This window comes from Vibrio hippocampi (assembly GCF_921292975.1).
Classification (GTDB): domain Bacteria; phylum Pseudomonadota; class Gammaproteobacteria; order Enterobacterales; family Vibrionaceae; genus Vibrio; species Vibrio hippocampi.
Genome location: NZ_CAKLCM010000003.1, coordinates 1,000,308 through 1,026,796, shown reverse-complemented (window position 1 = coordinate 1,026,796; position 26,489 = coordinate 1,000,308). Strand labels below are relative to the sequence as shown.

Here is a 26,489-nt window from a genome sequence, read left to right as displayed (position 1 = left end):
GAAGTGAGCAACGTAAGTGATAAGGGACGATTCCCTTTGGAATACGTGGGTATTTTCTCGATTAGATGGTATCGACTGTTACTTATGGTCTCTCAATATATGGATTTAAAGCAGATGAGCGAGGCACAAAACTCCTTAGTTGTCATTAGTCGTCAAGCGGCTAGAGAAGGAATTGTGCTGTTACAGAACCGTGATCAGATTCTTCCTGTAACCAGTGACGATAAATTAGCGTTGTTTGGACGTTGTCAAATTGATACTTATCGCAGTGGCACCGGATCGGGCGGGGCTGTGAATGTTAACTATGCCGTGAATGCCGTTGACGGTTTGCGAGCGAATGCCTCGGTAGCGGTTGATGAAGAATTGGCGACTCTGTATCACGACTGGGTAGCAAAACATCCTTTTGATGACGGCGGTGGCGGTTGGGCGTCCGAGCCTTGGTTTCAACACGAGATGCCGCTGGATGATTTGACCGTCCAACAAGCCGCTTTGCGCGCCAACAAAGCGGTGGTATTTATTGGTCGTACCGCGGGAGAGGACCAAGATAATGCCGATCAACCAGGCAGTTATCGCTTGACTGACTTGGAACTGGCAATGTTAAGTCAAGTTACCCATCATTTTGAACAGGTGGTCGTGGTTCTTAATACCACGAACATCATGGACATGAGTTGGCTAACCACGTTAGACAATAGCAATTCGATTAAAGCGGTACTTTACTCTTGGGCTGCCGGAATGGAGGGTGGGCACGCTTTGGCTGACATTCTCTCTGGAGACTTTTCTCCAAGTGGTCGGTTAACCGACAGTATTGCCTATAATTTGAGTGATTACCCATCCTCCGCCAACTTTGGTCATAGTGAGCACAACTGCTATGCCGAAGATATCTACGTTGGCTATCGATATTTTGAAACGTTCAAGCCCGAGGCGGTGCAATTTCCATTTGGTGCGGGTCTGTCTTATACCGAATTCGAACACCATTTAGTGAATTTCAGCGCTACCGGAATAGGTGCTGAAAAGGTTTTACATTTCGATATCTCGGTGCGAAATATCGGCGTTCAGTTTGCCAGTAAAGAAGTGGTTCAACTCTACTTACAGGCACCTCAAGGTCTGTTAGGCAGACCAACTCGAGCGCTTATTGGCTTTGTTAAAACCGATACTATTGAGCCCGGACAAGCGCAACAATTGCGACTTTCAGTCCCTGTTGCGAGTATGGCTGCCTACGACGATGCCGGGCAAACGGGTCATTTAAGTTGCTATGTTTTAGAGGCGGGAGAGTATCATTTCTATCTGGGTGGAAACGTACGCAGTGCTAAGGCGGTTGACGCGATTTATGACCTTGAGCAACTGTTAGTTGTGGAACAGTTACAAGAAGCCTGCGCTCCAAAAGTTGCGTTCAAGCGGATGCATCCGTTAGCCAAAGAGAGTCAACCGCAGGATGGTAGGCAGAAGGATAGCAAACAGAACTACCGCATTAGTTATCAACCAGTTGCTTTACGCCAACAAGATCCGGCTGAGTACATTATTGCTAATTTACCGCAGACGATGGTAGTCACGGGCGATAAAGGCATCAAGCTAATTGATGTCAAACAAGGGCGTGCGGATTTAGCCTCGTTTGTGGCTCAAATGACACCTGCCGAACTTGCCACTATCGTCAGAGGTGAAGGCATGTGCAGTCCCAAGGTTACGCCGGGCACGGCTTCTGCGTTTGGTGGTGTATCCGATAGTCTATTTGAGTTGGGGATCCCCGTCGCTTGTGCGGCCGATGGACCTTCAGGCATTCGTATGGACAGTGGTCATAAGGCAACCCAGATCCCAATCGGTACTTTACTCGGTTGTACCTGGAATCAACCCCTAAATGAAGCGCTTCTATATCTGGTCGGTATGGAAATGCGCAGCTACCAGATCGACACGTTACTCGGTCCGGGCATTAATATTCATCGCCATCCTCTTAATGGTCGAAACTTCGAATATTTTTCTGAGGATCCTTTGATTACTGGTGCCATGGCGGCGGCACAGTGTCGTGGTTTAGCGCGCGCCGGTGTTACTGGTACGCTTAAGCATTATGCGGGCAATGATCAGGAAAGTTATCGTCAAGATGTTGATGCAGTTGTGTCAGAAAGGGCATTGCGTGAAATTCATATTAAGCCTTTCGAAATGGCGGTTAAACAAGGTAACGCCCGTTCGATAATGACGGCATACAATCCGGTCAATGGGTACTGGGCCGCTTCAAATTATGATCTCAACACTCGTATTCTTCGAGAGGAATGGGGATTTGATGGCATTGTGATGACGGATTGGTGGGCAAAAATGAACCATGCGATTTCAGGTGGCGTTGCTGATAAAACTTATACCTCTGCCATGGTACGTTCACAAAATGATCTCTATATGGTTGTTGAGCATGAGGGCGCAGAGCGCAACGCCATGCACGATGATACCTTGCAAGCGTTACAACAAGGCGAGCTGACGTTGGGTGAGCTACAACGTAGCGCAATGAATATTTGCCGCTTCCTTATGGATACGCCGGCTATGCAGCGTCCTTTGGTCGCCTACCAAGCAGTGAAGTCCATTGCCCCGCTAAGTAAGCAACCGGAGGGTGAGGTCTTTGATGTTGCCCATCCACTGGTTCTGCAAACAAAGCGAGATCAAGCTTTGAGCCTTATCGTTGATAATAAACGTCGCTATAGATTTAGTGCTCAGGTGAGTTTAAATCGTAATTCATTAGCGCAATCGACGTGCAGTCTTATGCTCAATGGCGAGTTCTTGATGACGTTTTCTGTCCACGGTACCGATGGTGAAAGTGTCATGGTTGAGGGGCTAGAGGTTGAATTGTCAGCGGGCTTTTACACCTTGGATATTGTCTTTGTCAAACCCGGACTCAAACTTGAAAAGTTATTGCTCAATTAAGTTTTCCTTACCCTGCTAGTGATATTTCCTTTGGCAGTTTTACCCATTTTGGCCCGCATTATGCGGGTCTTTTTTTACCTGAAACTCGACGAGATGGTTAGTAATGAATGAGTTAGCCGTGATGTTTTCTCTAAAACTTGCGCTCAACCAAGGATTTTTATGTATGGTAGTGAAATACTCAGCTTTTTGTCTGCAACCCGCAGATTAATTGCTAATTATATTAATGACTCATTGTATCAGTGACTCAACATCTACAGTAAAAGGACGTACTAATGAAAGACGAAACCCTGTCAATTCATCATGGTTATGAAACAGACCCTACCACTAAATCTGTGGCAACCCCGATTTACCAAACCGTGGCGTATGAATTTGATAGCGCTCAACATGGCGCGGATTTATTCAACTTAGAAGTGCCCGGTAATATCTATACCCGCATTATGAATCCAACAAACGATGTGTTGGAGCAAAGAATGGCAGCGTTGGAAGGGGGAATTGCAGGTTTGGTTGTCAGTGCAGGCAGTGCCGCCATTCATTATGCCATTCTGACACTGGCACAAGCGGGCGATAATATCGTCTCAACGCCACAACTATACGGTGGAACCTACACTCTTTTTGCCCACATGCTGCCGAACATGGGTATCGAGGTAAGATTTGCTAAAGATGACAAACCGGAGTCGTTAGCGGAATTGATCGATGATAAAACCAAAGCGGTTTACTGTGAAACGATAGGTAACCCAGCCGGTAATATTGTCGATATTGAAGCCATTGCCAAACTCGCTCATGCGCAAGGTGTGCCAGTGGTGGTAGACAATACAGTGGCGACACCGATCCTCTGTAAACCGATTGAGCACGGTGCGGATATTGTCGTCCACTCGTTAACTAAATATGTGGGCGGACATGGCACTTCGTTGGGAGGGGTTATCGTTGACTCTGGTAAATTCCCATGGGATCAGCACAAAGAACGCTTCCCAGTGTTTAATCAACCAGAGCCTTCTTATCATGGTGTGGTATATACGGAAGCCTTTGGACCTGCCGCATTTATTGGCCGTGCACGTACCGTTCCACTGAGAAATACCGGCTCTGCGCTATCGCCAATGAATTCGTTCATGTTACTGCAAGGTCTAGAAACGCTTGCACTGCGTATGGAGCGACACACCGAGAACGCGCTGAAAGTGGCTGAGTATTTAAAAAATCACGAGAAAGTAAGCTGGGTAAGCTATGCTGGTCTTGAGGATTCGCCTTATCACGAGTTAGCCAATAAATATATGGGCGGTAAACCATCAGCAATTTTGTCATTTGGTTTAAATCAAGGTTATGAAGCTGGCGTTCGTTTCTATGATGCTTTGCAGATCTTTAAGAGATTAGTCAATATCGGTGATGCCAAATCTTTAGCTTGTCACCCTGCCTCGACAACCCATCGTCAGATGACAGAACAAGAGCAGCTTGAGGCGGGTGTACGTCCAGAGATGATTCGCTTATCGGTTGGAATTGAACATATAGACGATATTATTGCCGACTTAGAACAAGCACTGAATGCCTAGTAGAGACGGTAGTGCAAAAGTTTCTAACCAAGTAATCTTGTTGCAATAGGCGATAGCCACTTGGTTAAGAAAATTTTCTTAACCAAAATAGAAAGCCCCAAGGATGAATCCCTTGGGGCTTTCTTATATGAGAAATGTCCTATGAGAGAATGCGGTATGAGCAAATGGCTTTACTCGAAGGCGACTCTCTAATAAGGAGTCATACTCTACTTTGTCATTTCCTGAACTTCGTCAACCATGTACTCGAATGCTGGTACTAAGATTTCAACACGACGGTTCTGAGCACGACCTTCTTTAGTTTCGTTTGAAGCAACTGGCGTGCTTTCGCCCATCCCTTTCACTGTCATACGAGAACTATCAATACCTTGTGACTCAAGATACGAAGCAATTGTTGTAGCACGAGCTTCAGAGATAGTTTGGTTAATAGCGGCAGAACCGATGGAATCAGTGTGACCAACGATTTCTACGTTTGCTTGTGGATGTTCTTTCAACAACGCGATAAGTGGATCAAAGTCGCCTTTACGTTCTGCAGCCAGTTTGCTGCTGTTGAACGCGAAATACTCTTGACCTGAAACCTGCTCAAAGGTTTTCGTCTTCGTTACCGTTACCATCACTGGCTCAGTTGGTGCAGGCGCAGGTGCAACCACTACAGCTGCGGGCGTATTACCAAATGAGTATGAAACACCTAGCCAGAAGGTGTCGACGTCCGTCTTGAACCAACCGTCACTAATGTCATTGAGACGTTGATATTCAAGGCGACCAGACCATGCAGTAGCAAAGTCATATTCTAGACCGAGACCACCCATTAATACCGTGTCGTCTCTGTCGCCATAGGTTGTGTATGCCGCACCAAGTTTACCGAATACTGAGAAAGTATCAGTAAATGGGTAGGAAAGTTTAGGGGCAAGAGTTAACGCACTCAGTGTGTCATCTTGCAGATAACCGGTGCTGCCCTGTACGAACGATGTTTCAAAATTGCCGAGATAATCATAAGCAAATTCGAGTGCTAGATATTCATTCCACTCGTAGCCAGTGAAGAAACCAGCACTAAACTGACTGTCATCACAAGCTGTGCCTGAAATATTACACGCGTCGTTAAGTTCTGAACCACCTAAGCGACCACCTAAATAAAAGCCTTCTGCCATTGCTGCGGGTATTGCTACTATGCCGCTCAATGCGATAGCTACCACTGTTTTTTTCATAACGACGTCCTTTGTTATTAACTAAGTTTTTTCATAGATATAGCTCCATTGCTAAAAGTAGGCGAGTTTTGATTTTTTTTCAAAGAAATAATCTTTATTTAATTGTTAAGGTTTGTATTTAAGAGGATTTGAGGCGCTAGGGAATGTAATAAATAATATTATCAGCTAATAGATTGTATTCTCTCTGATTATCGCGCCGTGATTTCAGTTTTTTTGGTTAAAATTCTTTTACAAAAATAGTCGAATAATCATTAGACTTTAGTTCTAAGGCAAGGTTAGAGAAGGGTGAGTATAATAATCCTCATTAATCTATGCTGAGGAGTATATAAATGGAACTTGCTATCTACATCAGTGAAAAGGTCGCACTCTGTATCGGAGTGATGGCGATTGTGAGTAGTTTGGTCATGTATGGGCGTCGTAGCCAAGACTGGAAAGGAATCGCGACGATGTTTTACAAACGTATACCTTTAACGACCAATGAATATAAATATTACCGTCTTGGTATCAGCCTTTTACTTATTGCAGTGATTTTGAAAATTGGCTTTGCGGTATTTTGGCCAGCTTACTCACTTTAGCGAATTAACTCGCCGTTTGAAGATACCGCTTTATAAATCCATCAAAATCGATAGGTCGCAGACATCGTCACTCCGGTAGAACTATAACCGGCATCGAGCTTTTGGTAGTTTACTTCTGCGCTTAAATCAACATATTTACGAAGTGGAGAGGGAAAAGAGACCCCAATAGCTGCGTAGGGTTGAACACTTTTATGATGGTATTTGGGATCTTTAGTATTGATGTTGCCATCAAAAAAGTGTTCATCCATATCGATGTAGCTTGCTCCAGCCTTTCCGTAAAGAGTGAAACTGCGCGTATGATGTTGAACCTTGCCGCCAACAAATAGCCCCCAATACTCAACATAAATGTCGTTACCATTGTCGTCAGAAAAGGTGCTAGTTCCGGAGATCTGCGTTGTATAACCTCCCTCTATCGAAATAAAAGGCGATAAGTTGTGCAGGTAGCCTAATTGGGTTACCCATGTCGTGTTGCTGCCATTGTCGCTGTTCAGAGAGGCAAGACCTGCTGAAGCAAAAACTTCACCTCGTCCATTAGCAACTGAAGTAGAGGGTATAACAAAGTTAAGTATGAGTGCCACGAGCATCACTATTGAAGTGTTCAATTGTACTGACATAATGGGATTTCTTTCAATATTATATGGAGTGCTGTTCTGTATAATATCTTTTGGCGATTTTTTAGTCTAGTTTGGGGTGGTTTTGATGTGACTTCTCTCGCGTTTTTGATGAAACGAAACCGTTTTCGTCTGGCAAATGACAGGTGCAAGATAGACTCTTGGTAAAGCTGCGGAATGCGTACTTAAGATTTAAATGCTTTTAAAACAATGAGTTGAGTTGGTTTTATTGAGGGGTTAAGGCGAGTTGATAACGTGTAGGTTTGTAACTAGTCGGAATGGTAACACAAAAAAAATTGAAATATCAGACTTGCGATAAAGTTATCCCAACCTATAATGCTGAAAACCGGAGCGTCTGCCAACGCTCCGGTTTTTTTGTGTCCGAAGAAAGGTGATGCGTCTGCCAACGCGTTACCCAAGCACTATGCTTTGTGGGGCTGCCACCCCATTATGTAAGTGATATGCCCACTGGAACATGTACTCACATTTAAAGGAATTTACACAATGCGTATCGAACAAGAACTTAAGTTAGGCTTCAAAGATGTACTGTTTCGCCCGAAACGTTCAACGCTAAAAAGTCGTTCTCAAGTAAATTTAACCCGTGATTTTACATTCAAGCATAGCGGCCGTCAATGGTCTGGCGTACCTGTTATTGCAGCCAATATGGACTCAGTCGGTAGCTTTGAAATGGCAACTGCACTGGCGCAACACGGTGTAATGACTGCGATGCATAAGCACTACACTGTAGAGCAATGGGCAGAATTTGTTGCGTCAGCTTCTAAAGAGACGCTAAACAAGGTATTTGTTTCGACAGGTACATCTGAACGCGATTTTGAAAAAATCCAGCAAATCCTAGTGCTTAGCGATGATTTAGAATTTATCTGTATTGATATCGCCAACGGCTACTCAGAGCACCTCGTTGAATTCGTACAAAAAGTACGTGCAGAGTTTCCAACCAAAACCATCTCAGCGGGTAACGTAGTCACTGGTGATATGTGTGAAGAGCTTATTCTTGCTGGTGCCGATATCGTAAAAGTAGGAATTGGTCCTGGTTCAGTTTGCACGACGCGTGTAAAAACAGGTGTAGGTTACCCTCAACTCTCTGCCATTATCGAATGCGCGGATGCCGCACACGGACTGGGCGGTATGATCATCGGTGACGGCGGTTGTGCTTGTGCGGGTGACGTAGCGAAAGCGTTTGGTGGCGGTGCAGACTTCGTGATGCTTGGTGGCATGCTAGCGGGTCACGAGCAATCTGGTGGTGAAGTCATCGAACAAGACGGCAAATCATTTATGAAATTCTACGGTATGTCTTCGCAATCAGCGATGGACAAACACTCTGGTGGTGTTGCCAACTACCGTGCCGCTGAAGGTAAGACGGTCCTACTTCCATTCCGTGGCGACGTAAACAACACGATCCAAGACATCCTTGGTGGCGTGCGTTCAACGTGTACTTATGTAGGTGCAGCAAAGCTTAAAGAGCTAACAAAGCGTACAACGTTTATTCGCGTGCAAGAGCAAGAAAACAACGTGTATGGTAAAGACGCATAAGCTAATGCTGAGCAAAATTTGTTGAATGAGAGCCGCTTTTTTAGCGGCTCTTTTTTTGCCTACAAAACAGTGTTTGTATCAAAAGTGTCTACACAGACTCAAAGTTAATAAGCGAAAAATGTACATTTTCTGTAGCCCGCCCTGTACTTTCCATGATTGTGGTAGCCGTTTGTAGCCCGTCGCGCGGTTTTGTTTATGCGCATTGAGACTAAAAAAAACAGAGCTAAATTTAAACGATACTTAAACAGTCGCTCTCTTTACTAAATTGGCTTTCTTGGTTCCTGTCAGCCAAAGCGACGGGCAAGCTCTTGTCTCATTGTTCATGGTTTGGGGCGCGATGCTGAGGGAGTTGCTTAAGTGATATTGATATTTCATCAAGAGTTAATCCCACTTCTTGAGCCGCTTTAATTACCGCTAATCGACGTAATACATTACGATGATATCGACGCTGGTTCCCTCGATTTCGCCAACTATAGATTAACCCTTTTTGCTCGTAAAAATGCAGAGCAGAGACTTTTACACCCGACCGTTTCGATGCTCATATCCATTTTATTTCTCCAGCCAGTAAAAAGTGCTTTACCTCAAGTTAACTTGAGGTCTTAGAGTGGCGGTAAGTTCAGAGCATATGGAGATCAGGGATGAAAAATAGAACAATGACTTACTTAAGTGGGCGATTTTTTGATGGGATATCATCCGGGCTTTTCATGATGGCACTACCATGGATGATGTTAAAAACGGAAGGAATGGGTGCATTCGTCGCCATAGTGGCATTAGCCTGTACATTAATCTCATTTTTTTCGGCACCGTTTTTTTCAACCTTAATTGATAGGCACTCAAGAAAATCAATATTGATCAATGTCCAACTTATTCAAACGTTTACTGCACTCGCTGTGTTGCTGAGCTATTTGACTAGCATGGATTCAATCTGGCTATTAGCGTTAGCACAACTGGTGTTTTGGGTATCGAGTAACCTCGCTTGGACAGCTAATAATGCGTTTACCCAAGAGAATTTTGAAGCTCATGAGTACGCTGCAATCTCCGGTAAGCAAGAAATCATCATGCAATCTACAACCATGGGAGCAGGGGCTTTAGGAGTTATGTTACTTGAAGTGTGGAGCATGAAAGAATTTGCGATGTTTGCTGCTATCGCATCCGTTATTGCGACATTGAGCTATGTTTTCACGCCCTATCGTCGTCAATTGCGTAAGTCGGTAAGCAATTCATTTGTGGATGAAGTATTAGAAAGCAAACAAATAGTCAGCAGACAGCCACAGTTCTTCATCTTTTTGATGTTTTCAGCTTTAAGTTACCCAATCATTACTTACTTAGGAAAGCTGGTTCCAATTTGGTTTTCTGAGCAAGGCATTTCTGGTGAATGGTTGGCAGGTTATAGCATGGCTTTCGGTGCGGGAGCACTAATCACAGGAATACTGATTAAAAAGCTACTTACCCTTGGCTCGCTGCCTAAAGTGATGATGCTATCCATGTTTGTAAGTGGAGTGACGATTTTGGGAATGGCGCTTTCTCCTCATCCAATCTATCTACTCGCCTTTACTGCGCTGTTTGGACTATTTAATGCGTGTAATCGAATTGCTCGAACCAACTGGATGCATCACACGATCGCCATCGAACAACGGGGTAGAGCAGACGGAGCGCTACAAATGTTTGCGACTATGGCTCAAAGCTTAAGCTATGTGGTGATCGCTATGCTCAGTCATTACGGAGTGACTCAGCTAGGTTTCGCTCTTGCAACTGTGGTTATGTTTGTTGCAATTGCAGTGATGTACTGGGTATATCCTAGCATTTCAGAGAGTAATGGAGTGTTTGTGAAGGTTGGGGAAGTGGGTGTAGGGGGCAACTAAATTTGGTCACCAGATTAGAGTCTTTGCAACACCCTAGTGAATCCATTACTTTCTAATTGAGTAATGTAACTGACTTATTCATTTTCAGACTTGTTTTAAAGGGAGATAACCCGAATCTGCCCCTTTGTTTGTTGGGTCTCTAAATACGGATTCAGATAATCAGCAATATTAAACATACAAAAAATAATACGAAGCAAAACGCGAGACCTGACCCTACTTCCAAGGCTCATTATCGATCAAGTACTGAATGGACATAGAGTTTGCAGAAGAATGACCGTATATCAAATTAGAACTGGCTGAAACTGATATTTACAATGATCTTCGGCGTAGACTAGGTTAAATGATTGCGACTGGTTATAGTAGCGTCATCTTGAATAGTTTATGTGAGAATCCAAGTGCTTATACCGTTCGGTCTAAAAGACGGAAAAATACATCACGTTAAGAATGTACCTAACGGTTTAGCCTGTGATTGCGTTTGTCCAAACTGCAGAAAAACACTCATTGCTAAGAACAACGGTGAGCGCAAGCGCCCGCATTTCGCTCATGCTGTTGATACTGACTGCTTCAACTATGAGGCGATGTCTTATCTTCATCAATACGCTCAACAGCTACTAGAGATAGAACGGAGCATTGTTCTGCCAGAGTTCTTTTTCATGCCCGAGGTCACTTTAATTGATTTCTCTGTTCTAAGAGGTCAAAGCATCGAGCACCCGACTGCTAGGGTTGCATTTGATTCTGTTCAAAGCGAATACTCGTGGGATAAGTATCGGATTGACACTCACGGCACGCTAAAGAATCGCTCGTTGTTTGTTGAAATCACTGTTACTCATGAAAGTGAGCCGGAAAAGATTGCTGCGATAATCGAGCAAGACCAACCTGCGATAGAAATTGTTCTTACTGACCTGCATAACTCTGACAAGTTGTATCAAGACGATGAGATTAGAAAAGCAGTTTTCGACCCGATTAACGCTAGATGGATACATCATCCAAAAGCAATGGAAAAGGCTAAAAAAGCTCTTGCTGAACTGGAACTAAAAGCTGAACAAAAGAACCGATTCATTCAATCACGCATAGATGCAGAGAACGAGCGTCAACAGATAAAAGCGCAGAACATCGAAAACGCGAAACAACGATTCAGAGATGAAATCAAGCATGAGCTTGAGTGGTTAGATACAGTCGATAGCACTTGGATTGAGCAACAAGAACAACAGAAGCAAAACATAAGACCTGCGTTCTTAAAGTGGTTTGATGTAGATAAGTATTCTGATTTAGTTGGTTACAGTACCGACATTGATTGGATCTTTGAGTGTAAGCGAGAACACTGGCAAGCACTTATCATTGAACAGTTGTATCGCATTGGAGATAGCCGTGAAATCAAGGCTTTTGACATAAAACGCTTTGTGCAAAAACACGTCCGTGTGAATGAAAACATGCTGCGTTTGAACACTGCTCAATATCAAGCGAGAGAGAAAGCAAAAACTAACGGTTCACAGACTAACAAACGCATTGCTTGGTATCTCACTAGAGAAGAAAACCGAAAGATCATCTCACCGTTTAAAGTGATACTCGATTATCTTCAATACCTAGCTAGTAAAAAAGTGTTGACCATGACAAGCAACGCATCGGTTTTCTATTTATGCGATCAAAGCATCGAGGATTTCAGATATCGAATTCATAAGGAAATGGATGAGTTAGCAAGGTTTAGAGAAGAATGCTTGCGCATAGAACGAGAAGAAAAACTGCTTGCTCAAAGAAGACAACAAATAACTTTCGAAATGAAGCAGAGGCGGATTGAACAGATGATTCAAGCAGACACCGTTGTTTTCAAACGCTACGGTGGGCATGGTCTTAGGTGTAACAACTGCTATATCACTTCACCGAAGATCATCGTTGTGGATTCACAATGCCCTGAGTGTAATCGAAAAGCTGACTTTGAAGATTTGTTTATTACACACGACTACATTGATACCGTAGCACACCGATACCGATGCAGCGTAATGCCACAGAAAAGCTTAGAACGTTATCTATAACTCAGAGTCCCGATAGTTACACAGAACGATTTACAGGGTCTTGCACGACCCTGTAAATAATTCTGTGTAACTGCTCTTTGTTACAAGTATTCAGTTAGTCGGTCTTCGAACATAATCATAAAGCGGTTTAGAGCTTGCTTCCAGTGATGGATTGGCATTGTCCATCTCTTGGAAGCATCCATAATCGCCAGATACACTACCTTTCTAGCCGATTCATCCGTCGGGAACAGTTTACGTTTCTTGGTCGCCTTTCTGATCACGCTGTTCAGTGATTCAATCGCATTCGTCGTGTAGATAGCTTTACGGATATCTTGAGGGTAGCTGAACAGAGTATTGAGATTATCCCAATGAGCCGTCCATGAGCGACTGATTTGAGGGTACTTTTCATCCCATTTATCACCGAAGTGCTCTAGCGCCAACAGAGCTTCATCTTCCGTCGTAGCTTGATAGATTTCTTTTAAGTCTGCGGTAATGGTCTTGTAGTCTTTCCATGGGACGTATTTGAAAAAAAAATAAAAGGACAGGCAAATTAAAAAGTAAATCTTAAAACAACTTCAAATCCGCTCTGCTTAGATTCTAGCGTATGGTGTTTGTGAGTAAGATTAAGCTGATAACCTTCAAAGTGAGGCAAATCCCAGAATAACAACCACACCAACTCTCAGCCTTAGTTGCTGATGCCAGTTACAAAGTTTTCAAATGACATTATCCGAGTTGGTAGCCACACATTCGATGCCTTTGCATCTTTATGAGTACTGAGGGAAAACTGGCTTTGCCGCCGACTAAAGTTGCACGTTGTTTTTCAAGTTGAGTACACACTTTTAGCCACTCTTGCTGCGTAAGACTCAGTCTTTCCAGAAGGGGAGGTAACTCGGGGTTAATACGCGCTTTTCCTTGCCTGAGTTGTCGCCCAGTCCAGTCGACCAGTTCCAGATAATCCATCAGCCTGAACGGGATCCCTGCTAACATGTCATTAGTTGAGCTTCCCACAAACGGATGAAGACAAGGTGCGGTGTGTTGCCCCCGATTCAAAGCCTTGAGGCGGTCTTGAACTGAGGTATAGTCTGATGTTTCTGACCTTTTAGCCGTGCCTGCTCGAATGGGATTTAAGTCGGTATAAGCCATAGCGGCCAGCAATGCTTTGTCGTCTAACAAAGCCTGACTTTTGTAGCGACTTTCCCAAAAATGCCCTTTGCAATCTTCTTCTCGGTTCGCTTTCATCGCAATATCAAAGTTCAATTCGCGCATAAACCAACTAAGGCTGTATAAGCGCTCTCGCCACTGCTCTACGATTTCATTGGCTGCGTTTAACTCGGCAACACTTTTTATCTGATTTGAAAGCAAACGCTGTATTAGCACAGGCTTTGTGTGAAGCTGACTCCACCGCTCAATCACATCAAAATCCGACAATGCTTTCGCTTGCTGTTGATTGATATGTACCACCACATGATAGTGATTACTCATCACAGCATAGGCACAGATGTCGATACAAAAAATTTGGCTTAGTTGCTTGATTCTGGACTGTATCCAGCCGCGTCGATGCTCATAACTTGTTTGTGATTGTTCATCATAACCGCACAGAAATGTACGGCGAACACAGCGGGAAACGCAGTGATAGTACGATGTGGCTTCTAAACAGACTTGCTGACTTCTGGCTTGGGTCATGATGGGCTCCGACGGTGGAATTTTCACCAATATAGCTCGCCACTTGATAGAAAACTGAATCACAACAGAATTTTACGAGTGACTTTGCGAAGTTTTATGAAACGACTGTTTCATTTTAGAATAAAAGGACAGGCAAATTAAAAAGTAAATCTTACAACAACTTCAAATCCGCTTTGCTTAGATTCTAGCGTATGGTGTTTGTGAGTAAGATTAAGCCGATAACCTTCAAAATGAGGCAAATCCTAGGATAACAACCACACCAACTCTCAGCCTTAGTTGCTGATGCCAGTTACAAAGTTTTTAAATGACATTATCCGAGTTGGTAGCCACACATTCGATGCCTTTGCATCTTTATGAGTACGGAGGGAAAACTGGCTTTGCCGCCGACTAAAGTTGCACGTTGTTTTTCAAGTTGAGTGCACACTTTTAGCCACTCTTGCTGCGTAAGACTCAGTCTTTCCAGAAGGGGAGGTAACTCGGGGTTAATACGCGCTTTTCCTTGCCTGAGTTGTCGCCCAGTCCAGTCGACCAGTTCTAGATAATCCATCAGCCTAAACGGGATCCCTGCTAACATGTCATTAGTTGAACTTCCCACAAACGGATGAAGACAAGGTGCGGTGTGTTGGTCCCGATTCAGAGCATTGAGGCGGTCTTGAACTGAGGTATAATCTGATGTTTCTGACCTTTTAGCCGTGCCTGCTCGAATGGGATTTAAGTCGGTATAAGCCATAGCGGCCAGCAATGCTTTGTCGTCTAACAAAGCCTGACTTTTGTAGCGACTTTCCCAAAAATGCCCTTTGCAATCTTCTTCTCGGTTCGCTTTCATCGCAATATCAAAGTTCAATTCGCGCATAAACCAACTAAGGCTGTATAAGCGCTCTCGCCACTGCTCTACGATTTCATTGGCTGCGTTTAACTCGGCAACACTTTTTATCTGATTTGAAAGCAAACGCTGTATTAGCACAGGCTTTGTGTGAAGCTGACTCCACCGCTCAATCACATCAAAATCCGACAATGCTTTCGCTTGCTGTTGATTGATATGTACCACCACATGATAGTGATTACTCATCACAGCATAGGCACAGATGTCGATACAAAAAATTTGGCTTAGTTGCTTGATTCTGGACTGTATCCAGCCGCGTCGATGCTCATAACTTGTTTGTGATTGTTCATCATAACCGCACAGAAATGTACGGCGAACACAGCGGGAAACGCAGTGATAGTACGATGTGGCTTCTAAACAGACTTGCTGACTTCTGGCTTGGGTCATGATGGGCTCCGACGGTGGAATTTTCACCAATATAGCTCGCCACTTGATAGAAAACTGAATCACAACAGAATTTTACGAGTGACTTTGCGAAGTTTTATGAAACGACTGTTTCATTTTCATAATATGCCTGTCCTTTTTGGGTTTGTTTTTGGCTTGCACTAACTTACGCCAGTTAAATTAGCAAGGAGGGTTTAAATAAACAGCATGATGCAACCGTTTTTTTTTTTTGCATGGCAGGCTGTAAAGCTTTGTCGTGACGGTGGATGCATTTGAACTTGCACGGATATCTGAAAAGTTTGGCTGTTATAGGTGGGATGTGGAAAATATAATGAAAATTAAAAAATATATAATATTATTCTTACTGTTTAGTGTTTTTGGCTGTCAGTCTGAATCGGAAAAAGATAATAGCAACCTAGTACAAGAGGCATTACCGGTGACGATTAATGCACAAAACTTTGTTGTTACCTCAGAGTTTGGTCAATCATTAACTGTCGACCTTGATAATAAGGTCGCCGTGTCTGATAAAAGTGCCTTTACAGTAAGTAGCATCGAGCGCTTAACCAACACCAGTGCCGATTGTGCAACGCCAAAAATACACAACGCGAGTCTTTTGATTTCGCCCCTGTCAGAGTCAGCAACGGCAGTGTGCGATTATCGTTATACCGTCACCAGTGCAGCACCGATTACTAATGATTCTGTGGTCTCTGGGGTGATGCGTTTGGTTGCCCCTTCACCGCGAGCCACCGTAACGGTACTCGATATGATGCCCATCAGTGCCGCTGTGTTGGTCGATGGCGGTGTTCAGACCATTGATATTGCTGCCTTGCTTGCCGATGCGGGTGAGGTGCTTACCGGCTTTACCCTGTTGTCTACCTATTCTCATGCTTATCCTTATGCGGGTGGCGTGACTCTTTCTGCTGCCAGTCAAACCTTAGACTACACCCCAGCGGCAACCGTGGGTCATGACCGTATTTTGTTTACTTATACCAATGCAGGCACCAATACCAACAAGCTGGGGATTCTTGATATTGTGGTCGGCGAGAGCCACAACCAAGGTGTTACCCTTATTCCAACCTGTTATTACCCGTTCGTTGTGCCGCCCAACATAGAAACCGCTCTTGATATCACCACATGCGTTACAACCGATCATGACGGTAATGATTACGGTCTCAATCGCGTCGATGCATTTTATGCCTCGGTCGCCATCGCTTCAGCGGCATGGAATGAAAAAAACATCAATTTTAAAGCCAGCGAAAACCGCTACCATGATGTCAGCTATATGATTGATGACGGCAAAGGCGGGACAGAAATGGGCATACTCCGTGTTGCCGTTGGTGACGCCGACCAGTTGCCGGGTTGGGAAGCGATTGAAATCAATCAGGATATTGCACCTAATCAAAAAATTACCCAATACTTTATCGCGCCCAAGAGTGTCCTTGAGTCACTCTATTCAAATGCCGTGTATTCAGAATTATTGACCGATAGCAGTTATTCCCCCGCGATTGATATCGCCGGTTATTACGCCAATGAAGTCATCGGTCATTGCCAATCATTAGGCGCAACCCTGCCGACGACGCAGCAGCTGCAAGATTTGGTCAATAACCCCGCAGGAAAACCACAAACGTTAAAAGATTGGCCGATGGCTTATCACTACCTTGCTAATGATGGGACGGCGTTAGCGCCAGACTATCGCATTGTAAATTTAGACGATGGCACTATTTCTACCGTCACGAGTGGCGAGGCATATTTTGTGTCCTGTTATAGAGAGGGGGAGTTCAGCATTGCATTAACCAGCAGTTCGCGCTGTGCTGTTCCCGGTGACACGCTGGAATATAAGACAACCGTAACGACTCCCTTTGGTCCATACGCGAATGAGTATATCCATCAGTCACTGTCACCAACGCCCACCACAGCGACGTTTAATCCCGCAGTGCCAGGAGACAACTACTTCACCGACAGTAACGGGCAATTCACTTTTGGCATCACAGATACAGTTAAAAGCGCAGTCACTGCGACGGCAAATGTTGCTCCGAGTGTTGTTTCCGATAAAGGCTATTTTGGTTACGCTGACATTTCCTTAAATTATAGCTCATATGCGGCATTAAAGCCTGACGGTACGGTTGTTGCTTGGGGACATAGCTTTGAGGGAGGGGATGCAAGTACGCTTTACCCAGCAGGCAGTACTCTAACGGATGTGGTATCTATCACTGCGGCTAGTGCTGGATACGCGGCATTAAAAAGTGACGGGACCGTCGTATTTTGGGGAGGTCACGACATTGTGGTGACGCCGACTGGTAGCACTCTAGACGATGTAAAAAGTATTGTAGGTGGCAACGGTTTTGCTGCGCTTAAGAACGATGGCACCGTCGTTTCGTGGGGTAATTCGTATGATGCAGATACACTGTATCCTGCCGGAAGCACATTGACGAATGTCGAAAGCATTACTGTCAGTGAAGGCGGTTTTGCCGCGTTAAAAACCGATGGCACAGTGACGGCATGGGGGTTTGGTACAGACACGAGTACGCTAACTCCAGTAGGAAGTACTCTGACGGATGTGGTTAAAATATTTACCAGTAACTATGATTTTGCGGCACTAAAAGATGACGGTACAGTGGTGGCTTGGGGACCCAATAGTGGAGCCGATGTCAGCAGCCTCACTCCCACAGGCAGTACCCTTGATGATGTAAAAAATATCGTCAGTAATAACAATGCTTTTGTTGCGCATAAAAAGGATGGTTCTGTGGTCGCCTGGGGAGAGTCATCTTATGGTGGCAATCTTAATGCGCTGACGCCGACAGGAAGTACTGCTGCTGATGTGATTGGTATTGTTGGTGCTAGTTATGCTATGGCTGCATGGAAAAGTGACGGTACTGCCATTGCATGGGGATACTCATTGTGGGGAGGCAATGCCAATGTGATCACGCCAACTGGGAGTACACTCTCCGATGTCAAGAACATAGTGAGCGGTCACAAAGCCTTTGCCGCACTAAAAAATGACGGTACGGTGGTGGCTTGGGGAGATGCAGATAGTGGTGGGGATGCCAATGTAATCACCCCCGCAGGTAGTTCTCTTACTAATGTGAAGAGTATTGTTAATACTCAGCGTGCTTTTGCTGCGCTGAAAAATGACGGTACGGTGGTAGCTTGGGGACAAGCAGGTTGGGGTGGGGATGCCAATGTAATCACCCCCGCAGGTAGTTCTCTTACTAATGTGAAGAGTGTTATTAGTTCTTACGGGGCTTTTGCCGCACTAAAAAATGACGGTACGGTGGTGGCTTGGGGAAATATTGGTTGGGGAGGAGATGTCAGTACACTGACGCCTGCTGGCAGTACACTGACTGATGTCAAGAGTATTGTCAGTAATGATTCATCATTTGCCGCGATGAAAAATGATGGCTCTGTAGTTGTGTGGGGGAATGCAAGTCGTGGGGGAGACGCGTCAGGCGTAAATGTTACTCATTGTGATTAGAATGCTAATGCAGGTCGGGATTGGGATGTCCACGCCAAAGTGATAAGCACAATCATAGAGTGACAATAACGGAATATCGTCAAACGGCGATAACCTTTAAAATAGGGCGCACTATTAAAATAAATACGTGTGCCCCATAAGTCCGCCATTCTATATGTATGTCTTTTCCACACGAACGTCATTCCTTTGCAGAAAGGAATCAAAAGTATGTATAAAGGTCTTAAAGTGTGTGTCCCCTTGAGGAGTGAAACAGAAACTGCAGTTCAAGTAGGGATTGATGCTGGTTATAAGTTTGAGAACAACATCGATCTGGCAATTGGTTATCGTTATTTAACGGCAGATTTTGATGGTGTGGATTTTATCAATAGAGGAGTCAATATCGGGCTCCGCTATAACTTTTAATAAAAATTCCAAATAACGCACTCTGAAAAGGTCACCAGTGGTGGCCTTTTTGACGTTGCACGGTCGTGCTAAACAGCCCAAACATAAGTTTAGGCTGTTATCTTCTGGCTTTGGTGTTTAAATGGATTACAACTTATCCACCGTTGCCCACACAGCACTCAAGGTATCATGACCGAAAGCCGCACTGCGTTCAGGTGACCAACCATACAACTCATCCGCTTGGCTAATGTGATCTTTAAATGGCATCTCTAAGGTCAAGGACAGGCATTTGAACTGTTCGCCTACCCAGTTAGAACCTACTGTCAGATTGGCTTTGCCAGGTTCATCTTTGTCGTAACCGATCGCATCTTGAAACTCAGGGGTAATGGTGAGCAGCGATTGCTTAAAGTGATTTTCTAGGTGTTGAATGCGCTTATCGTAGCTGGGTATGCCTTCTCCCCCTGCAACGAAATTGTAGGGTATGGCTTCGTCGCCATGAATATCGAGGAAGAGATCGACGCCAGTTTTGAGCATACGCTCGCGGACTAAGTAAACCTCTGGGCTGCGCTCCATTGATGGCGTTTGCCACTCACGGTTTAGGTTGACCCCAATGCCATTAGTACGCAAATGACCGCGAATACTGCCATCTGGGTTCATATTCGGTACGACGTGAAACACCACGTTATTGACTAACGCACGGGCAACGGTGTCGGTTTCATCGAGAAGACGTTGCAAAAGACCTTCGATAAACCATTCTGCCATAGTTTCGCCGGGATGCTGGCGACCAATCACCCAAATGTTTTTCTTGTTATCGCTTGGTTCGCCTATGGTCAGTATGCTGATGTCGTTGTTATCCAAAGTATGACCAAGGGTTTCGAGCTTACAAGCAGGGTGTGTTTGCGCGCTATGGAGTAAGTCTTGGTGACGGTCGTAAGAGTAGGGTGCAAAGTAGCTGAAGTACATGGACTCATCTTCTGGGATGACATTAAACGTGAGTTTGTCACCATCGAACTTGGCAGGAATACGGAACCACTCTTCTCGGTCATAGGAGGCGACGACATCGTAATCCACCCAACCCTCAGGGTAGGCCGATTTTGTCAAATCGTTGATGGTGAAATGGTGAGCTTGTTGCGCTTCGCTCTCTAGGCGAAAGTGAAACCACTGTGCAATATCGGTATTATTATCGGCAGGGATAGATAGCTGAATATCCTGTGGGGAATCATCAGCGATAACATGAATGTTGCCACTCTCGAAGTTACTAAAAATTTTCATTGTCGTTGCCATCTCGTTGTTGAGGTGTAGTAAGAGTACCATATATCTTGTGATACCAAGGGGTTACGACGATTATTTGTTGGCTTATTACATAGCTGAAGGGTGAGCACTGAATTATCAAGGCAGCCGCAAGGTCAATAGCTTCATTTTTTAGTTCTTTTTCGGTTTGGTTTTTCACTAGCGGTTGGTATAGAAAGCGCCATAAAAATAAGCTGAACTTTAAACAATGATGGAAGTAAAAGCTCGTTTTGAGCAAGCGGTTGGCGTGGCGGTTTGCCACTTTATGCTAACATTGTCGGTAAACAACGGACGGGTTCAAAGCTCATCTTTGCCCTTTATAACGGAGTGAGTGATGGGTGCAAATCGCTACAGGTGGTGACTAATATGAGAATACTGTTTCTATCGATATTTCTGGTTGCTTGTGCTTCTAACCCAGTCAACTCTGCCAGAACAGATCGCAGTTTAGAGCATAATCAACAACAACTGGTTTCTTTTGCGAGAGGGTATATCGGTTCGGATTATGTTTGGGGCGGTAGCTCACCGAGCGGTTTTGATTGTTCTGGTTTTATTCAATATGTCTATGGGCACTTCAACATCCCCATGCCTCGCACCACATCGCAATATACCAGCCTGTATGCTAATAAGATCAATATTGAGCAGGCGCAGGTTGGAGACTTGATCGTCTTTACTGGCACAGACCCTAAAATCCGCAAGCCCGGACATGCAGGAATCATTACTGAAGTGGGAGTCAACAGCTTGAGCTTTATTCACAGCTCGTCATCAAAGAAGCATTATGGTGTCACCGAAACCAGTTTCTTTAACAGCGGCTATCCGAAGCGTTATATCACGGTAATACGTATCGACTTGAGTTGAGATGATTTTTGGTGCCATTTGCCCATTTGCCCATTTGCCCATTTGCCCATTTGCCTATTGCCCTAGCGCGTATTCACATGCTCTAGCACAAAATCCCGAAAGGCTTGGTTGGCGCTAGAGAGATAGCGGTCTTTTTTCCAAGCAAGGCTTAGTTCAATATAGAAAGGTTTAGCGAATCGGCGTGTGACAATGCGATCGTCATCCTGAATGGCTACTTTCCACATGGGCGAGATGGCATAACCTTGCCTGACAATGGTCTTGATCAGTGGCAGTAGGTTACTGGAAAAAGAGACCTTGGGGATCATGTTCTCTTCGCGGCTGATACGCTCAATTAAGGAGTGGTGATAGTAGCCTTTGCGGAACAGAGCCAGCTCATGCGCCAGAAAATCTTGATACTCTATCCGCTCTTTCTGGGCTAAGGGATGGTCTTCGGCCATACATACCACGATCTCTTCTGTGACCAATTTGCTGCCATCGAGCTCCGGAGTGAAGTAATGGTCTGCGATGACGCCAAGTTCTAAGTCGTCATTAAGCAGTCGCTGTTGGATATTGCGGGTACCATCATCAATGATATTGAGCTGTAATCCTGGATACTGGTGTTTGAATGCCATCAAAATAGGGGGGAAATAGTAAGACCCAACCATACTTGGCATTCCTATCTCAACCTCACCTTTATCCAAGCCGACCAAGTTTTGCATGGCGAGTTTGGCATCAGAGGTCTGCTGGAGAATCTGTCGAGCGTGTAGCATAAACTCTTGTCCTGCAACAGTCAGGCTGACGCCACGCTCCTTACGATAAAAAAGCACGCTATTGAGATCCGCTTCCAGTTTTTTGATTGAGCTGCTGATTGCTGGCTGAGCGAGATTAAGTTGGCGCGATGCCGCAGAGATAGATCCTTGCTCTGCAACTGCCACAAAATATTTAAGTTGTCTAAGTTCCAATGGTCGTCCCTAGAGATGTCTCTCAGCGTCCGTTAAATGGACGTATAAATAAAATGTATGACTTGAATAAATATATTATATTTTATTTATTGGCAAGGGGTTTTTATGCTAACAGGTATCGCAGGTCACAAAGCCTTAACCCTCGCTAATAAGTTGTCGTGAAGTGAAAAAAATAAGTCGTTATCAAAGTTATATACTCTGCATCTGCCTCAGTTCTATGATTGCCTTCGCCAATATTTATTGGCTACAGCCATTGCTCCCCACTCTACAAAATGTGTTTGTCGTTTCGAGTATGGAGGCTAACTTGGCAATGTCGGTGCCGTTGCTAGGCTTGGGGGTGGGTTTAATTTTATTTGCTTCGCTCTCCGACACCTTTGGTCGCTGCACCGTTTTGCTGTCAGGCATGGCCTGTGGGCTCTGTTTCTCTATCCTTCTTCCAGTGATCGAAAACTATCACGGTTTTTTGCTGGTGCGCTTTTTTCAGGGCGTCTGTTTTGCTTCGTGTCCGGCGATCGCTATCCCTCTTTTGGCCGAAGAATTAAGAAAAAGTTGGCTCTCTTCCGCAGTGGGGTATTACATCGCCTCGAATACTTTAGGCGGGTTGCTCAGTCGTATAATCGGAGGGATGGGGGCGGAATATGCGGAACACTGGGCGGCAGGAGGATATATCATCACTGCCATAAGTGTGGTGCTGTTTATCCTAGTGCTGTATTGCTTACCAAAACAGCGCCACTTTACAGCGAGTCGATTTAGTCTGTCATCGTGCATCAAAGCGTATGGTAACCATTTGACGTCTTGGCGTTTACTGTTGATCTATATGATTATCTGTATCGGATTTGGTTGCTTTGTCAACATCACCAATTATTTGATGATGATACTAGAAGGTGCACCTTATAACATGTCCAGCGATATGCGCAGTATGATGTTTGTGACCTTGTTGGGGGGAACCATGAGCTCGTCATTGGCGGGTAAGTTTGCCCGTAAGCATAATCCAGTGACCGGAGTGGGTGTAGGCATTGTCATCATGCTCACCTCTGTCGGGTTACTGTTTCAGGCGCCATTGATCTTTGTGGTTTCTGGCATGATATTACTCTCGTTTGGTTTTTTCTTTTGCCATGCGAATGCCAGCGCCCTTGTCGGACAAAGCGTAAAAACAGCCAAGGGCAGCGCTCAGGCCTTGTACAGTCTGTCTTATTATTCGGGGGCGAGTTTAGGTGTGTTCTATTTTGAACCCTATTTTATTGCTTTTGGTTGGCAAGGTGTGCTGGTGAGTAGTGGGGTGCTGCTGCTGATCGCGATCTTGTTGGTAGCGACCTATCAGAAGCTGGCAGTTAAGCAAAAGCCGTCATCCATAGGTACTGCGTAGCGGCTGACTGATAATCCGCCATACGGTTTTTTAACAATGGGTAAAAGTGCTGATGTTGGGAGAAAAACTAATGCTGGGTTATAAAACTAACAATGGGTAAAAAGCACGAATAAGTTCGCCATTAGTTCTTATCCTTTGCTAAGAACTAATGGCTGGTGTGTGACGTTACAACATATCCCTGACGCGATAGTAAGCCATACCTAGTACCATGGCTGGGGTTCTAAATACGCGACCGCCAACGAAGGGCAGATGAGGGATTTTTTGGAAGGTGTCGATACGGCTCGCGGTTCCTGCCACCGCTTCCGCCATCAGTTTACCCGCTAAACCTGCCGCAGCGATACCGTGACCAGAGAAGCCTTGAGCATAATAGACGTTATCTTTTAAACGACCAAAATGGGGTGCTCGGTTGATAGTGACGGCGACATTTCCACCCCACGCTTGTTCTACTTTGACGTTCTTTAGCTGTGGGAACACCGAAATCATACGTTTACGCATGGTCTCTTTCAGGTTCATTGGCTCAAGACCGGAGTAACTGACTTTGCCGCCAAACAGCATGCGATAGTCTGCTGAAATACGGAAATAGTCTAAAACAAAATTGATGTCACAGGCCGAGATATGATCCTTCATCAAGCTCATCGCCAGTTCTTTACCTAAGGGTTCGGTAGCACAAATGTAGGTGCCAACAGGCATGACTCGCGATTCGATCGGGTAACTAATGCCCTTTAGATAGGCGTTGCCCGCCAGCACAACGTGGTCGGCAATCACCTTGCCTTTATCTGTGATCACCATGGCTGGTGAGCCATGTTTAATATTCTTAACAGCGCTGCCTTCATAAAAGATAGCACCAGCCTCTTTGGCGGCTTTGACGAGCCCTAAGGTATAGTTGAGAGGATGTAGATGACCGCTGTTGGCATCGAATAAACCGGATGTGTAGCGATCACTGTTGATGTGTTGACGTACTTGTTCTTGGTTCCAGAGTTGTAATGAAGAGTAACCATAGTCCTCGTTCATTTGACGATACCAAGCTTCGAGCTCTCGGTCATGGCGGGGCTTGACGCCCAAATGCACCATGCCGTCACGCCAGTCACAATCAATATTGTAGCGATTGATATAATCCTTAGTGACGGAAAGAGATTCAACAGAGAGATCCCATAGCTTTTTCGCGTCGCTGTGGCCCACTAAGTTCTCGATAGTATCCTGATCACAACCCCAGCCAAAAATAGCCTGACCACCACTGCGCCCTGATGCTCCCCAGCCGACACGCTCTGCCTCTAGGACGATAACCTTTAAGCCTTTACTGGCCAGTTCTAATGCGGTGGCTGCACCAGTGATCCCGCTTCCAACCACGCAGACGTCGGCCATCTCCTCCGTGGTCAATTCGGGAAAGTCAAAACTTTGGTTGGCACTGGCTGCATAGTATGAATTGGTATGATCTTGTTTCATCAATGTATCCTTACATATCTTGAGTAATGGTCCTTATTGGCACTTATTGGTACCACTCGTATTCCAAAGGGGTAATGTTGGTCGCGAAAGCGAGTTGTTCACTGTATTTGTTGGCGTGGTAGACACGACAAAAATTAGCTGATAGGTGACGCTCTAAGACTTTGCTGGCATCAAACTGCTCCAACGCCTGTGGCCAAGAGAGAGGAAACGGATTATCGAGCGGAAGCTCAAAGCCGTTACCATCGATTGCTTGTGGCGCTTGGAGTTGCTGTTGTACCCCTTCTAAAATTGAGGCCAGAATCACGCCAACCACGAGGTAGGGGTTACAATCCGCACCGGCGACACGATGTTCGACTCGGCGGTTTTCTTCGGTATCGGAAGGCACTCGCAATGCAACGGTTCGGTTGTCCCAGCCCCAATTGGGTTGCATAGAAACAAACATGTTGGGTTGAAAGCGGCGATAGGAGTTGGCATTAGGTGCTAAGATCGCCATTGTTTCTGACATATATTTTAAAATGCCAGCGATGGCGTGTTGAAACACTTCCGGCTGGTCACTGAAAATATTGTTGCCATCATTATCTAATAGGCTGACATGGATATGGCAGCCGTTACCCGAGTATTCGCTGTAGGGTTTGGCCATAAAGTTGGCGCAGAATCCATGTTTTTTGGCGATAGCACGAATCACCCGCTTCATTAACATCGATTGATCGCAGGCCGCGACGACATCACTACTGTGTTTGAGGTTGACCTCAAACTGCCCCGGGGCGTATTCGGCGCTGATATTAGAAGCTGGGATCCCTTGCTGCTGACATACCTCAATAACCTCATCAATAAAGCTTTTAAATTCATCCAACTCATCTAAGGAGTAGACCTGTGTCTGCGCCATTCGGGTTTGACTTAGTGGCATGATGGGGGGCTGAGGATTCCCTTGTTCATCTGGATGGAGATCTTGCAAGTAGAACTCATATTCAACTGCTACGCAGGGATTGAAGCCTTGCTGTTGCAGGTCTTGTAACTGTTTGGTTAACACCAGTCGAGGGTCGGCGAAAAAGCCATCACTCTGTTGTCGATTGCACATGGTCAGTACCGCTTGGGCGACACCCGGTTTCCAAGGAATAGGCTGGAGTGATCCGGGAACAATGCGACAAATTCGGTCGGAATCGCCTTGGTCAAAACCGAGTCCGGTCTCTTCTATGGTTTCGCCTTTGATATCAAGGGCGAACACCGACGCAGGCATACAGACGCCTGACTCATACACCTTGGGCAGTGAAGAGACGGGGATGCGTTTGCCGCGCTCTTTGCCGTTGATATCGAATAATATTAGGTCAATGCTGGTGATATCGGGATGGCTTTCAATAAAATCGTAGGCTTGATTTAGGTCAGCACTCGTGACCCAAGGTTTGCGTTCTGCACTCATATATCCCTTCCTTTGCATGCTTTTATCGCTGTAATCCTTTACTCGCTGTCCAAAACAGGCTACTCGAACTCGGCAGTAGGTGTAAAGTATTTTGTTTCAGTTGTTGTTAATTATAGTGCTTCATT

The 26,489-nt window shown here is 45.1% G+C and carries 18 protein-coding genes and 2 pseudogenes; 10 read left to right on the top strand and 10 right to left on the bottom strand.

Annotated features, from left to right (window positions below; translation table 11 throughout):
- Positions 1-99: 99 nt before the first annotated feature.
- Positions 100-2,898 carry a glycoside hydrolase family 3 protein gene (locus L9Q39_RS17680; RefSeq protein ID WP_237486406.1) on the top strand — a complete coding sequence of 933 codons (2,799 nt, stop codon included), beginning with the start codon at positions 100-102 and terminating at the stop codon, positions 2,896-2,898.
- Positions 2,899-3,170: 272 nt separating this feature from the next.
- Positions 3,171-4,439 (top strand): O-acetylhomoserine aminocarboxypropyltransferase/cysteine synthase family protein, encoded by a 1,269-nt coding sequence (locus L9Q39_RS17675; RefSeq protein ID WP_237486405.1) that lies wholly within the window; start codon positions 3,171-3,173, stop codon positions 4,437-4,439.
- A gap of 206 nt (positions 4,440-4,645) precedes the next feature.
- Here the strand turns inward: L9Q39_RS17675 and L9Q39_RS17670 are convergent, their stop codons facing one another.
- Complete coding sequence (locus L9Q39_RS17670) at positions 4,646-5,641, bottom strand: OmpA family protein (protein WP_237486404.1); 996 nt, start codon at positions 5,639-5,641, stop codon at positions 4,646-4,648.
- A 329-nt stretch (positions 5,642-5,970) separates the two neighbouring features.
- On the opposite strand from L9Q39_RS17670, the gene L9Q39_RS17665 reads away from it, so the two are divergent.
- Positions 5,971-6,216 carry a hypothetical protein gene (locus L9Q39_RS17665; protein ID WP_237486403.1) on the top strand — a complete coding sequence of 82 codons (246 nt, stop codon included), beginning with the start codon at positions 5,971-5,973 and terminating at the stop codon, positions 6,214-6,216.
- Between the two features lie 41 nt (positions 6,217-6,257).
- Here L9Q39_RS17665 and L9Q39_RS17660 read toward each other — a convergent pair whose 3' ends face one another.
- Positions 6,258-6,830, bottom strand: coding sequence for an outer membrane beta-barrel protein (locus L9Q39_RS17660; RefSeq protein ID WP_237486402.1), 573 nt, complete (start codon positions 6,828-6,830; stop codon positions 6,258-6,260).
- 501 nt (positions 6,831-7,331) lie between these two features.
- Between L9Q39_RS17660 and L9Q39_RS17655 the strand changes: the two genes are divergently transcribed.
- Positions 7,332-8,378, top strand: a complete 1,047-nt coding sequence (locus L9Q39_RS17655) for a GMP reductase (RefSeq protein WP_237486401.1) — start codon at positions 7,332-7,334, stop codon at positions 8,376-8,378.
- Positions 8,379-8,694: 316 nt separating this feature from the next.
- Here the strand turns inward: L9Q39_RS17655 and L9Q39_RS17650 are convergent.
- A pseudogene (locus L9Q39_RS17650) lies at positions 8,695-8,913 on the bottom strand (MerR family transcriptional regulator); the annotation flags it as partial.
- Between the two features lie 103 nt (positions 8,914-9,016).
- Here L9Q39_RS17650 and L9Q39_RS17645 point away from each other — a divergent pair.
- Together L9Q39_RS17645 and L9Q39_RS17640 are read left to right on the top strand one after the other, a co-directional pair.
- Positions 9,017-10,240, top strand: coding sequence for an MFS transporter (locus L9Q39_RS17645; protein WP_237486400.1), 1,224 nt, complete (start codon positions 9,017-9,019; stop codon positions 10,238-10,240).
- A 395-nt stretch (positions 10,241-10,635) separates the two neighbouring features.
- Positions 10,636-12,270, top strand: coding sequence for a competence protein CoiA family protein (locus L9Q39_RS17640; protein ID WP_237486399.1), 1,635 nt, complete (start codon positions 10,636-10,638; stop codon positions 12,268-12,270).
- 80 nt (positions 12,271-12,350) lie between these two features.
- Here the strand turns inward: L9Q39_RS17640 and L9Q39_RS17635 are convergent.
- The 3 genes and pseudogenes from L9Q39_RS17635 to L9Q39_RS17625 all read right to left on the bottom strand — a co-directional run.
- Positions 12,351-12,773, bottom strand: a pseudogene (locus L9Q39_RS17635) (transposase); the annotation flags it as partial.
- 199 nt (positions 12,774-12,972) lie between these two features.
- Positions 12,973-13,932 carry a transposase gene (locus L9Q39_RS17630; RefSeq protein ID WP_237486398.1) on the bottom strand — a complete coding sequence of 320 codons (960 nt, stop codon included), beginning with the start codon at positions 13,930-13,932 and terminating at the stop codon, positions 12,973-12,975.
- 310 nt (positions 13,933-14,242) lie between these two features.
- Complete coding sequence (locus L9Q39_RS17625) at positions 14,243-15,202, bottom strand: transposase (RefSeq protein ID WP_237486397.1); 960 nt, start codon at positions 15,200-15,202, stop codon at positions 14,243-14,245.
- 328 nt (positions 15,203-15,530) lie between these two features.
- On the opposite strand from L9Q39_RS17625, the gene L9Q39_RS17620 reads away from it, so the two are divergent.
- Complete coding sequence (locus L9Q39_RS17620) at positions 15,531-18,671, top strand: adhesion domain-containing protein (RefSeq protein WP_237486396.1); 3,141 nt, start codon at positions 15,531-15,533, stop codon at positions 18,669-18,671.
- 207 nt (positions 18,672-18,878) lie between these two features.
- On the top strand, positions 18,879-19,073 hold the full coding sequence (locus tag L9Q39_RS17615) for an opacity family porin (RefSeq protein ID WP_237486395.1): 195 nt from the start codon (positions 18,879-18,881) through the stop codon (positions 19,071-19,073).
- 126 nt (positions 19,074-19,199) lie between these two features.
- Here the strand turns inward: L9Q39_RS17615 and L9Q39_RS17610 are convergent, their stop codons facing one another.
- Entirely contained in the window at positions 19,200-20,324 is a 1,125-nt protein-coding gene (locus L9Q39_RS17610) for a M14 family metallopeptidase (RefSeq protein ID WP_237486394.1), read from the bottom strand.
- 384 nt (positions 20,325-20,708) lie between these two features.
- Here L9Q39_RS17610 and L9Q39_RS17605 point away from each other — a divergent pair, with 384 nt between their 5' ends.
- Entirely contained in the window at positions 20,709-21,197 is a 489-nt protein-coding gene (locus L9Q39_RS17605) for a C40 family peptidase (protein ID WP_237486393.1), read from the top strand.
- A 62-nt stretch (positions 21,198-21,259) separates the two neighbouring features.
- On the opposite strand, the gene L9Q39_RS17600 is transcribed toward L9Q39_RS17605, so the two are convergent.
- The gene (locus tag L9Q39_RS17600; RefSeq protein WP_237486392.1) at positions 21,260-22,138 is read right to left on the bottom strand and encodes a LysR family transcriptional regulator; all 879 of its coding nucleotides are present in this window, start codon (positions 22,136-22,138) and stop codon (positions 21,260-21,262) included.
- A 163-nt stretch (positions 22,139-22,301) separates the two neighbouring features.
- Here L9Q39_RS17600 and L9Q39_RS17595 point away from each other — a divergent pair, with 163 nt between their 5' ends.
- Positions 22,302-23,504: an MFS transporter gene (locus tag L9Q39_RS17595; protein WP_237486391.1), complete on the top strand. Its 1,203-nt coding sequence runs from the start codon at positions 22,302-22,304 to the stop codon at positions 23,502-23,504.
- A gap of 165 nt (positions 23,505-23,669) precedes the next feature.
- On the opposite strand, the gene L9Q39_RS17590 is transcribed toward L9Q39_RS17595, so the two are convergent.
- Complete coding sequence (locus L9Q39_RS17590) at positions 23,670-24,947, bottom strand: NAD(P)/FAD-dependent oxidoreductase (RefSeq protein WP_237486390.1); 1,278 nt, start codon at positions 24,945-24,947, stop codon at positions 23,670-23,672.
- A gap of 43 nt (positions 24,948-24,990) precedes the next feature.
- On the bottom strand, positions 24,991-26,364 hold the full coding sequence (locus tag L9Q39_RS17585; protein WP_237486389.1) for a glutamine synthetase family protein: 1,374 nt from the start codon (positions 26,362-26,364) through the stop codon (positions 24,991-24,993).
- Between the last annotated feature and the right edge of the window lie 125 nt (positions 26,365-26,489).

Coding starts and splice junctions, on each gene's coding strand:
- L9Q39_RS17680 (WP_237486406.1), top strand. CDS start 100: ATGGATTTAAAGCAGATGAGCGAGGCACAAAACTCCTTAGTTGTCATT.
- L9Q39_RS17675 (WP_237486405.1), top strand. CDS start 3,171: ATGAAAGACGAAACCCTGTCAATTCATCATGGTTATGAAACAGACCCT.
- L9Q39_RS17670 (WP_237486404.1), bottom strand. CDS start 5,641: ATGAAAAAAACAGTGGTAGCTATCGCATTGAGCGGCATAGTAGCAATA.
- L9Q39_RS17665 (WP_237486403.1), top strand. CDS start 5,971: ATGGAACTTGCTATCTACATCAGTGAAAAGGTCGCACTCTGTATCGGA.
- L9Q39_RS17660 (WP_237486402.1), bottom strand. CDS start 6,830: ATGTCAGTACAATTGAACACTTCAATAGTGATGCTCGTGGCACTCATA.
- L9Q39_RS17655 (WP_237486401.1), top strand. CDS start 7,332: ATGCGTATCGAACAAGAACTTAAGTTAGGCTTCAAAGATGTACTGTTT.
- L9Q39_RS17645 (WP_237486400.1), top strand. CDS start 9,017: ATGAAAAATAGAACAATGACTTACTTAAGTGGGCGATTTTTTGATGGG.
- L9Q39_RS17630 (WP_237486398.1), bottom strand. CDS start 13,932: ATGACCCAAGCCAGAAGTCAGCAAGTCTGTTTAGAAGCCACATCGTAC.
- L9Q39_RS17625 (WP_237486397.1), bottom strand. CDS start 15,202: ATGACCCAAGCCAGAAGTCAGCAAGTCTGTTTAGAAGCCACATCGTAC.
- L9Q39_RS17620 (WP_237486396.1), top strand. CDS start 15,531: ATGAAAATTAAAAAATATATAATATTATTCTTACTGTTTAGTGTTTTT.
- L9Q39_RS17615 (WP_237486395.1), top strand. CDS start 18,879: ATGTATAAAGGTCTTAAAGTGTGTGTCCCCTTGAGGAGTGAAACAGAA.
- L9Q39_RS17610 (WP_237486394.1), bottom strand. CDS start 20,324: ATGAAAATTTTTAGTAACTTCGAGAGTGGCAACATTCATGTTATCGCT.
- L9Q39_RS17605 (WP_237486393.1), top strand. CDS start 20,709: ATGAGAATACTGTTTCTATCGATATTTCTGGTTGCTTGTGCTTCTAAC.
- L9Q39_RS17590 (WP_237486390.1), bottom strand. CDS start 24,947: ATGAAACAAGATCATACCAATTCATACTATGCAGCCAGTGCCAACCAA.
- L9Q39_RS17585 (WP_237486389.1), bottom strand. CDS start 26,364: ATGAGTGCAGAACGCAAACCTTGGGTCACGAGTGCTGACCTAAATCAA.